This is a genomic window from Nostoc sp. FACHB-892 (assembly GCF_014698795.1).
GTDB lineage: Bacteria > Cyanobacteriota > Cyanobacteriia > Cyanobacteriales > Nostocaceae > Nostoc.
This window is the reverse complement of record NZ_JACJTR010000007.1, coordinates 210,989-220,202: the sequence shown is the minus strand read 5'-3', so window position 1 is coordinate 220,202 and position 9,214 is coordinate 210,989. Positions and strand designations below refer to the sequence as shown.

General features: G+C 41.5%; 9 protein-coding genes. 6 read left to right on the top strand and 3 right to left on the bottom strand.

What is annotated here, in order from left to right; translation table 11 throughout:
• The first annotated feature begins 368 nt into the window (after positions 1-368).
• The 4 genes from H6G96_RS12430 to H6G96_RS12415 all read left to right on the top strand — a co-directional run bounded on the left by H6G96_RS12430 (position 369) and on the right by H6G96_RS12415 (position 4,606).
• A complete protein-coding gene (locus H6G96_RS12430; RefSeq protein WP_190911736.1) occupies positions 369-1,910 on the top strand; it encodes an FAD-binding oxidoreductase in 1,542 nt (513 codons plus the stop codon).
• A 28-nt stretch (positions 1,911-1,938) separates the two neighbouring features.
• A complete protein-coding gene (locus H6G96_RS12425) occupies positions 1,939-2,643 on the top strand; it encodes an actin-binding WH2 domain-containing protein (protein WP_190911735.1) in 705 nt (234 codons plus the stop codon).
• Between the two features lie 41 nt (positions 2,644-2,684).
• Positions 2,685-3,392 carry an actin-binding WH2 domain-containing protein gene (locus tag H6G96_RS12420; RefSeq protein ID WP_190911734.1) on the top strand — a complete coding sequence of 236 codons (708 nt, stop codon included), beginning with the start codon at positions 2,685-2,687 and terminating at the stop codon, positions 3,390-3,392.
• A 263-nt stretch (positions 3,393-3,655) separates the two neighbouring features.
• Positions 3,656-4,606, top strand: coding sequence for a PEP-CTERM sorting domain-containing protein (locus H6G96_RS12415; protein WP_190911733.1), 951 nt, complete (start codon positions 3,656-3,658; stop codon positions 4,604-4,606).
• Between the two features lie 248 nt (positions 4,607-4,854).
• Here the strand turns inward: H6G96_RS12415 and H6G96_RS12410 are convergent, their stop codons facing one another.
• From H6G96_RS12410 to H6G96_RS12400, 3 genes are all read right to left on the bottom strand, one after another.
• Positions 4,855-5,352, bottom strand: coding sequence for a molybdenum cofactor biosynthesis protein MoaE (locus tag H6G96_RS12410; protein WP_190911732.1), 498 nt, complete (start codon positions 5,350-5,352; stop codon positions 4,855-4,857).
• Positions 5,353-5,475: 123 nt separating this feature from the next.
• The gene (locus H6G96_RS12405) at positions 5,476-5,904 is read right to left on the bottom strand and encodes a KTSC domain-containing protein (RefSeq protein WP_190911731.1); all 429 of its coding nucleotides are present in this window, start codon (positions 5,902-5,904) and stop codon (positions 5,476-5,478) included.
• Positions 5,905-6,107: 203 nt separating this feature from the next.
• Positions 6,108-7,724 carry a 2-isopropylmalate synthase gene (locus tag H6G96_RS12400; RefSeq protein WP_347242225.1) on the bottom strand — a complete coding sequence of 539 codons (1,617 nt, stop codon included), beginning with the start codon at positions 7,722-7,724 and terminating at the stop codon, positions 6,108-6,110.
• Positions 7,725-7,819: 95 nt separating this feature from the next.
• On the opposite strand from H6G96_RS12400, the gene H6G96_RS12395 reads away from it, so the two are divergent.
• A complete protein-coding gene (locus H6G96_RS12395) occupies positions 7,820-8,500 on the top strand; it encodes a GntR family transcriptional regulator (RefSeq protein WP_190911729.1) in 681 nt (226 codons plus the stop codon).
• Positions 8,501-8,708: 208 nt separating this feature from the next.
• Positions 8,709-9,128, top strand: a complete 420-nt coding sequence (locus H6G96_RS12390; protein ID WP_190911728.1) for a (2Fe-2S) ferredoxin domain-containing protein — start codon at positions 8,709-8,711, stop codon at positions 9,126-9,128.
• Positions 9,129-9,214: the final 86 nt, after the last annotated feature.

The window sequence follows — 9,214 nt, the reverse complement described above, 5'->3', positions numbered from 1 at the left end:
AATCAAACTGAGCATAAAATCAAAAAGAAAAACTTTGTTAAAAGTAAATAAAATTATTATTGCTTACTACCATACTTCAGGGTAGGGTATAGAGGTGTTAAATTAGGCCAAAATGCTCTTTAACTAGAGATTAAACTTTGTATAAACGGCCATTACACTGTAATACATAAGTAAGTTTTATACATAAACTATTTGGAGGTGATTATACTATGGCTTCACCTCAATTTTGCATCAGAATTCTAAAATACGAGAATGAGAGCTTTGTAGGCGATACCAAATAAAACCGTATGCCTACCTTATTTGATAATAAGGGCGCTGTTCCAGCAAAGATACGATCAATACTAGTAACTCTGCTGGAATTAAACTCTATGTCTTTAACCGAAGAAATTCTTTCCCAATTACCGGGTGATGTTTTAGGAGGTTTGCGCCAAGGCGATCGCATCCTCACATCTTTGCGAGAAAACACCGCACCTGTACCAACGTTAGTTAAAGAAAATCAGCAGCCTTTAGGTGTTGTAGACAACGATTTGCTTATCTGCGGTGGTACTTTGGGCATTTTAATTGGTTGCGCCTTAGCGGTGAAGGGACTGCGGGTGACGTTGATGGAACGGGGTATTTTGCGGGGGAGGGAACAAGAGTGGAATATCTCTCGCAAAGAATTAGATGTGTTTGTGGAATTAAACTTGCTAACAGAGGAAGAATTAGCAAGTGCGATCGCTACTGAATATAACCCAGCGCGAGTTAGTTTTGATGGTGGTACAGAAGTTTGGGTAGAGGATGTTTTAAATATCGGTGTAGATCCAGTTTATCTACTGGCTACGTTGAAAACCCGATTTCTTGCCGTTGGTGGAAAGTTGTTAGAAAACACACCTTTTACCGGAGCGGTGGTTCATCCAGATGGGGTGATGGTAAATAACCAATTCAAAACTCGGTTATTAATCGATGCAATGGGACATCTTTCACCCATCAGCCAACAAGCACGTCAAGGTAAAAAACCAGACGCGCTGTGTTTAGTTGTAGGAAGTTGCGCCCAAGGGTTTGCCGAAAATAACTCAGGCGACTTGTTATTATCATTTACACCTTTGCAAAATCAATGTCAGTACTTCTGGGAAGCTTTCCCAGCCAGGGATGGCAGAACAACTTACTTGTTTACTTACATGGATGCACACCCCCAACGTTTGAGTTTAGAAGCTTTATTTGAAGAATATCTGCGTCTATTACCAGAATATCAGGGAGTAGAATTAAGCAACCTGAAATTTCAACGAGCGCTATTTGGTTTCTTTCCCACCTATCGCCAAAGTCCGCTAAAAACTCCCTGGAATCGCATTCTACCAATTGGAGATAGCAGTGGTAGTCAATCTCCCTTGAGTTTTGGTGGTTTTGGGGCAATGGTGCGTCACCTGAAGCGTTTAACATATGGCATTTACGAAGCGCTAGAAACAGAACAATTATCTGCAAAAGCGATTACACTGCTGCAACCTTATCAGCCAAGTTTGACTGTTACCTGGTTGTTTCAAAGGGCGATGAGTGTTGGTGTAAATCAGAAAATTGCTCCAGATCAAATTAACCAACTACTCTCGGCGGTATTTGAGGAAATGCAGCAGTTAGGTACACCAGTGCTAAAACCATTTTTACAGGATATAGTGCAGTTTTCGGCACTAACGCAAACACTGTTAAAAACTGGTTTATCTCATCCGATATTAGTTGCCAAAATAATTCCGCAAGTAGGTTTGACAAGTTTGTTAGATTGGATGGTGCATTACGGGAACTTAGGTGTATATACTACCTTCTTTTGGTTTAGTGCAATGCTAGAAACATGGATTAAGAATCAATCAAATGAACAGCAATATTATTGGCATCGTTTGATTGATGCCTGGAAGTATGGTTCTGGTGGTGATTACTCAGATTAAATTTGAATGATACCTGTGTGAGGTTAACATGATTGAACGGAAATCTTTAGGAATCAAATACTTTGCAGTGTTGATTGGATTCCTGCGCGATCGCCAAGGATTTCTAGAGGAAGTTCGCCAAGGTATAAGGTTACCAAATAAAATCATTTCTCTGCTAGTTTGCAGTTCCTTATTTCTTGCCGCTTATGGCGGAATCATTGGTGCATACCATAGTTGGATGCAAGCTTTGTCTTCCGCCATTAAACTTCCAGCCCTTTATTTAATCACACTCCTGATTTGTATCCCGACGTTGTTCTTTGCTAATATTATTTTTGGTTCAAAGCGGACTTTTGCACAGCATTTAGCATTAGTGCTGACTGCGGTTTCAATCACGAGCGTGCTTTTATTCAGCTTTGCCCCAATCACACTGTTTTTCTTAATTACCACCAATAACTATCAATTTTTAATTCTGTTAAATGTATTCATATTTGCCTTAACTGGGTTTATTGGTATTTCGTCTTTATATCACGCCACGAGTTTAGTTTTAGAACAAGATAATGAAGGTAGTAAAACACGCCAGAAAATTTTACAATTTTGGCTATTTCTTTATGCTTTCGTAGGTAGTCAGTTAGGATGGACTCTCAGACCGTTTTTTGGCACACCTGATTCTGTTTTCCAACTATTCCGCGAAAAAGAAGGTAATTTCTATTTGAGTGTAATTCAAGCTATTAGCTATTTACTGGGAATCCGTTAATTAGACATTAGTAATTCCATAAATGTGGAGTATATAAATTTATGATAGATAAGAAAAATCGCGGAATTCAGCAATTTGGGGTTTTGGTTAATTTACTCCGCGATCGCCAAGCGTTTTTAGAAGAAATTCGTCACGGAATAAGATTACAAAATAAAATCAGTTCTCTATTCGTATCTAGTTCTATTTTCTTTGCCATCTATGGCGCAATTATCGGTGCTTCTCATAGTTGGGCACAGGCGTTATCGGGTGCTATCAAACTCCCAGCCTTTTATTTATTAACACTAATTATTTGTTTTCCAACTTTGTTCTTTTTTAATGTTTTATTTGGTTCTCGGAGTAGTATCCAACAACATTTCGTTGTTTTGCTCACATCTGTATCAGTAATTAGTGTGCTTTTGTTCAGCTTGGCCCCAGTTACGCTCTTTTTCCTCATCACTACACCCGATTCTTATCAATTTTTTAAACTGTTAAATGTGTTAATTTTTGGCATAACAGGCATCTTTGGCGTTAAATTCCTTTATGAAGGAATGCAATTACTTTCTCAACAAGATGAAGTTGGCAAAAAAACCCGCACCACTATTTTAAGATCTTGGTTATTGCTTTATGCTTTTGTTGGTATGCAGTTAGGATGGTTTCTCAGACCATTTTTTGGTGCCCCTGACTCTAACTTCGAGTTGTTTCGAGCAGTGAAAGGCAACTTTTATCTGGATATTGTAGCGGCGGTTTCCGAAATTTTAGGTTTGCGTTAATCTAAGATTTCGATGATTAGACATCTCCAAAAATTAATTATGCTTTACCTGAAACCTTTGTAGAGACATGGGATAACACGAAAGACTGTTGGCTGTTAACGCCTCTCTTATGCCAAGCGAGGAAAAGTTAAAGAGTCAGCGATCCAAACGGACTGCGATCGCCTACGGCAGTACCTAACTTTTTAATAAAAAGATTACCGAAGCTTAACTCGCTTTAAGATAAAAGCCAATTATTTTGAGAGAGACTTTAGGGAAAATATGCCATGAAAAGTCTCATTCGCACATTGGCTGTTGGTGTCATCGCAGCAAGTTGTTATGTCGGTCAAGCTTATGCCGATACAATTATAGATCCGCTCGATAAGTCTGTACCGCGCACCCATGCTCACAACGACTATGAAAACAAGTACCCGCTTTTCGATGCTCTCCACAATGGTTTCATCAGTGTTGAGGCTGATATCTGGCTCTACGGCACACAGTTGCGCGTTGCCCACGACCCAGTATCTAACCCAACGACACTGCCCACGATTGAGGATTTATACCTGACACCATTGCGAGACTTGGCGAGTCAGGTAAACAACGGTGGTATTTACGCCGATGGTACACCCCTACTTTTGTTGGTTGACATTAAAAGTGAGGGTGTTTCAACCTACGAGCGCCTACACAATGTCCTAACCAACTATGCAGTTGACAATCCCGGACTGTTCACTACTTACAGCAAAAACGCCTCTGGTGGCTACGACACGCAAAAGGGAGCGGTTAATGTCATCATCTCAGGTGATCGACCACGAGATTATATGCTCTCCCAGGATTTGCGCTACGCCGCCTATGATGGGCGTTCTGACGACATCGGTATGGGCATCGCACCTGAGTTCATCCCCTTAATCAGTGGCAACTGGAACACTTTCTTTAATGGCGATCTGGCTTGGGACGGTCTTGGCACCATCCCTGATGACACCAAGGCAGCCCTAGACAATATCGTGGCTCAGGTACATAGTGAGAACAAAATCCTGCGCTTCTGGAATCTGCCTATTGATGCACCCAGTGTTTGGGGGCCGCTCTACGATGCTAATGTTGACCTAATTAATACCGATAATCTCGCTGGTTTATCTACATACATCCAATCGCGTCAAACACAGGCAGTACCAGAGCCATCGTTGAGTATCGCCCTCCTCGGTGTTTTGGGTACCTCGCTGCTGCTCAAACGCAGACGGTAGTCTCAATCTCTTATCAACCCCCAAAGTTAACAAGGTAACTTGCTTAACTAACCGACCTCGAACCCACTGCATGAGTTACTAGAAATTAGAACGTTGGTCTTCTTTGCCTTCACGTCCAGATTAAGTAGTAAGTTAATACTAACTTTCCTCCTGCCGCCTTAAAACGAGCTATTTGCTAATCTAAGGCAGCAGAATTTTCTGCCTGTTACCTAGACGAAACACGGGCATAGGCAAACACTTCGGTAATTTTAACAATTTTCTCCTGACTGTTCACAAGCAGCAATACTTACCCAAGTGCTAGATAGTTTACCATTTAGCTCGCTATACCACTCTTTTTTCCAAATGGGGGCATTATGTTTAAGGGTATCAATGGCATACTGGCAAGCTTCAAACGCCTCACTCCGATGAGGACAACCTATTGCTACTAAAACGCTAATTTCTCCAACTTGCAAACGTCCAATGCGATGATGAATCACTACCCGATTCACATTAGATATGGACAAGCGAATATCAGCAGCAATTTGATAAAATATCTGCAATGCCATAGGTTCGTAAGCTTGATACTCTAGAGCAATTACTGGCTTACCATCAGTTTGATTGCGAACCATGCCACTCATCAGAACTACAGCACCGTTAGCTGGATCGTCAGATTTGGCATAGATTTCTTCAAGAGACAATGGTGCAAAGCTAATAGCAAAACTATCTTCGGCTCTTGGTTTAACAGCAGAGGCAAATGTAGTCGTCATAACTAGGTTCATATTATATGGGCTTTTTCTATTGTCTCTGAACAAAACCCTGCTGGTGTATGTTTAGTTGCTCTTAATAATACTTTTGGGCAAAATAAGTATTGAAAACCCTATATGCAATTATTAGTCAATAGTATAATCTGCATGGTCTAAACGATCGCAGTCATATCTACCTTTAATTTCTTGATTGAAAAAGCTACCAACTGAGTCAGAGGTCTGTAAATCTTCCCAAGTATCCTCGTCTACGCCTAAGTATTGATAAACAGATCCACTTTGAAACTCAACTTGCAAAATTTGTTCGTCGCGATTATAGCCTACAGCGATCGCCATTGATGAGCTAACTGGTAACATAGCAATTGGTTCTTCTTCAAAGGGTAGTGCAGGCGTTTCGGCGATAACCCCGTTCAGTTCTTGCAATCCTTCATAAGCTTGTATCGGCGCAGGAATTTCCAAAAACTCTAGTTCGTCGCCTCGATCTAGCAACAACTGCAAATATCCATCAGAGTGAGCGATCGCTACTAAACTGCTCAAGTCTACCTTAGATAGCTTCATTAATTTTTTACTCTCCTGTTGGCGTAATCGGGAGTGTTAAAGTTTTATGCAACACTTAAGCGCTTTGTAGTACAAGTGTACCAATAAAGCGCTTTGATGTCAAGTTTTTTCGCCAAGAAAGAATTTTATGTGTGTAGAAACACGCTATAGGGTCAATTCATTAATTGCCCCTACAGCGTGTAGTTTTACGTAAATTTTATGATCTACCTAGAGACAACAGCAGAGTTCATCTCATCAAAATGGGATCTCTCTGTTTGCAAGTAACGATAAAGACGATTTAGAGCGTTTATATGAGCGTAAGCGGCGGCTACCACAATATCAGTATCAGATGCTTGTCCAGAGAATATTCGCTCCTGATGCTTCAAGCGAACTGTAACTGTTCCCAGTGCATCAATTCCTCCAGTCACAGATTGGACGGAAAACTCAATCAGTTGATTGGGAATCTGCACCAATCGATTGATTGCTTGATACACTGCATCCACTGGGCCAGTGCCTACACTCGCATCAGTGAGGATTTTGCCATCGGGGGTAACAATTGTGATAGTTGCAGTTGGGCAAGTGCAGTCACCACAGATTACCTGGACGTGTTCGATTTGGAAGCCACTTTCTACTTGAATCTGCATTTCATCTCGAACGATCGCTTCTAAGTCCCAATCTGAGATTTCTTTCTTCTTATCGGCAACTTCTTTAAATCGATTGAAGGCTTTATTCAAATCCGCCTCATTCAATTCAAAACCCAATTCTTTAAGCTTGGTACGGAAAGCATTTCGTCCAGAGTGCTTACCCAAAACAATGCGATTTTCTGGCAAACCGATCGCAGCAGCTTCCATAATTTCATAAGTCTGGCGGTGCTTGATGATTCCATCTTGGTGAATACCAGACTCATGGGCGAAAGCGTTTGCTCCCACGATCGCCTTATTGGGCTGAATCAGCATTCCGGTTAATTGAGAAACCAAGGATGAGGTTTTGTAAATCTCCTGAGTCTTAATATTAGTCAGGGGTGCATCTGATTCAATTGGACGACCAAAATAAGGATTGAAAAATGGTTTGCGAACCTGCAACGCCATGACAATTTCTTCTAATGCGGCATTACCTGCTCGTTCTCCAATGCCATTAATGGTACATTCCACCTGACGCACACCATATTCAATTGCTGCCAAAGCGTTAGCTGTCGCCAAACCCAAATCATTTTGGGTATGAATGGATAGAATCACCCTATCAATATTAGGAACGTGTTCTCGAATTCCCTGAATCAAAGTTCCGATTTCCTTGGGTGTGCAGTAACCAACGGTATCAGGAATATTAATTGTAGTTGCACCTGCTGCGATCGCTCTTGACAAAACTTCATAGAGAAACTCTGGTTCAGTGCGACTAGCATCCATTGGCGAAAATTCTACATCGTCTACAAACGACTTGGCATAAGCAATCATTTCTGATGCGATCGCTAATACTTCGCTGCGAGACTTCTTCAACTGATATTTCAGGTGAATATCAGAAGTAGAAATCATTGTGTGGATTCTGGGACGAGCCGCGCCCTTCAAGGCTTCTGCGGCGGCGTGAATATCTTGGCGAATGGCTCTAGCTAAACTGCAAATGATTGGCCCACCGGGTATTCCGACTTGTTCTGCAATGGTTTTAACAGCTTGAAAATCTCCCGGACTAGCGACGGCAAAACCGGCTTCAATCACATCGACACCAAGGAGAGCTAGTTGATGAGCGATCGCTAATTTTTCTTCTACATTGAGGGTTGCGCCCGGTGACTGTTCGCCATCGCGTAGCGTAGTGTCGAAGATGATAACTCGGTCTGGTTGAGATGCGATGCTCATAAATGTCTCCCGTGGTATTGAAGGGATGTTGAAAAAACTTATTTTGGATATTGTATACAATTTTTTGGATTTTGTATACAATATTCAATATGAACTTAAATGACTTGGCAGCGAATGTGCTGCAACAACAACGTAGTACCCCAGATTTAATTGCCGATGCTTTGCGGGAAGCGATTCTGCGGGGCATTTTTCAGGAAGGACAATCTCTGAGACAGGACGAAATCGCCACTCAGTTTGGCGTTAGTCGCATTCCCGTGCGCGAAGCCTTGAAGCAGCTAGAAGCAGAAGGATTAGTGACACTGCATCTAAATCGTGGTGCGATCGTATCGGTGTTGACAGCACAAGAGGCACAAGAAATTTGTGAAATTCGCAGCGCCTTGGAAGTGAAAGCGATGCAGTTGGCAATACCCAAGTTCAGAGAAACAGATATAGAAAAAGCTGCTGTGATTTTGTCAGCGACAGATCAAGCAACTGATGCAGGTGTGTTGGCAAAACTCAACTGGGAATTTCATGCGACGCTGTACGCCACTGCTGAACGTCCTCGATTGCTGGCGATGATTAAAACTTTACACGTTAATTGCGATCGCTATGTTCGCGTACAATTAGCGCAGATGGATTACCAAGAGCGATCGCAAAAAGAACACTATCAACTCTTAGATGCTTGTCAAAAGCAGGATACAAAAGCTGCTGTCAGATTACTAAAACGACACATTGACACCGCAGGAGAACAGCTAATTGCATACTTACAGCAAATTGCTCAGAAGCGCTGATTCTTGTTGGAACAAGATGATCTACCAGAACAGATTAAACGGGAAATTTACATTATCCTGTTCAACGTGAGTTCGACAAACCTCTCCATAACTTGAACTAAAGTTCAACTTTCTCCCTCTCCGACTCGGAGAGGGACGGTTTTACTATGAAAAACCAGGGAGAGGTTTTTTTATTAAATTCACGTTATTCAGAGAAATAAGGTCGTCCATGAAAAAACTGATCCGGCGTATTAAGAGATTGCTCCAACGTATCCTTAAAAGCTTTGCATCCGATTCTCAGCAGACATCGCCCTTAATAAATTCTCGTCCGTTAGACACATCTATTCCCAGCGTTTCTCCCCGATGGGAGTCTGGTTTAGTGCTTGTGTGTTCACAATGTGCAAACGAGCGATTAGGTTCAACAGCTTCCGAAGACTTAGAGAATTGGTTGAAATCTCGTCTGAAATTTGAGGGATTATGGGGTGAATTTCGAGTAGTTAGCAGCAGTTGTTTAGGAGTTTGTCCAAAAGCTGGTATTACTGTCGTTATTGTAAGTAATGGAAGTGGCGGTAATAGTCCATGCTTAATTGTAAATCCTCGGAGCGATTACGAACTTCTTTACTCATACATCAAACAGAATAAAAAGTAAAAAGTATTTTGTAGTTTTTACTTTTTATGGTGTGAAAAATTACTGCTTGAAGCCAGTAAAAAGCGATTTTTCACACTAAGCCAGCG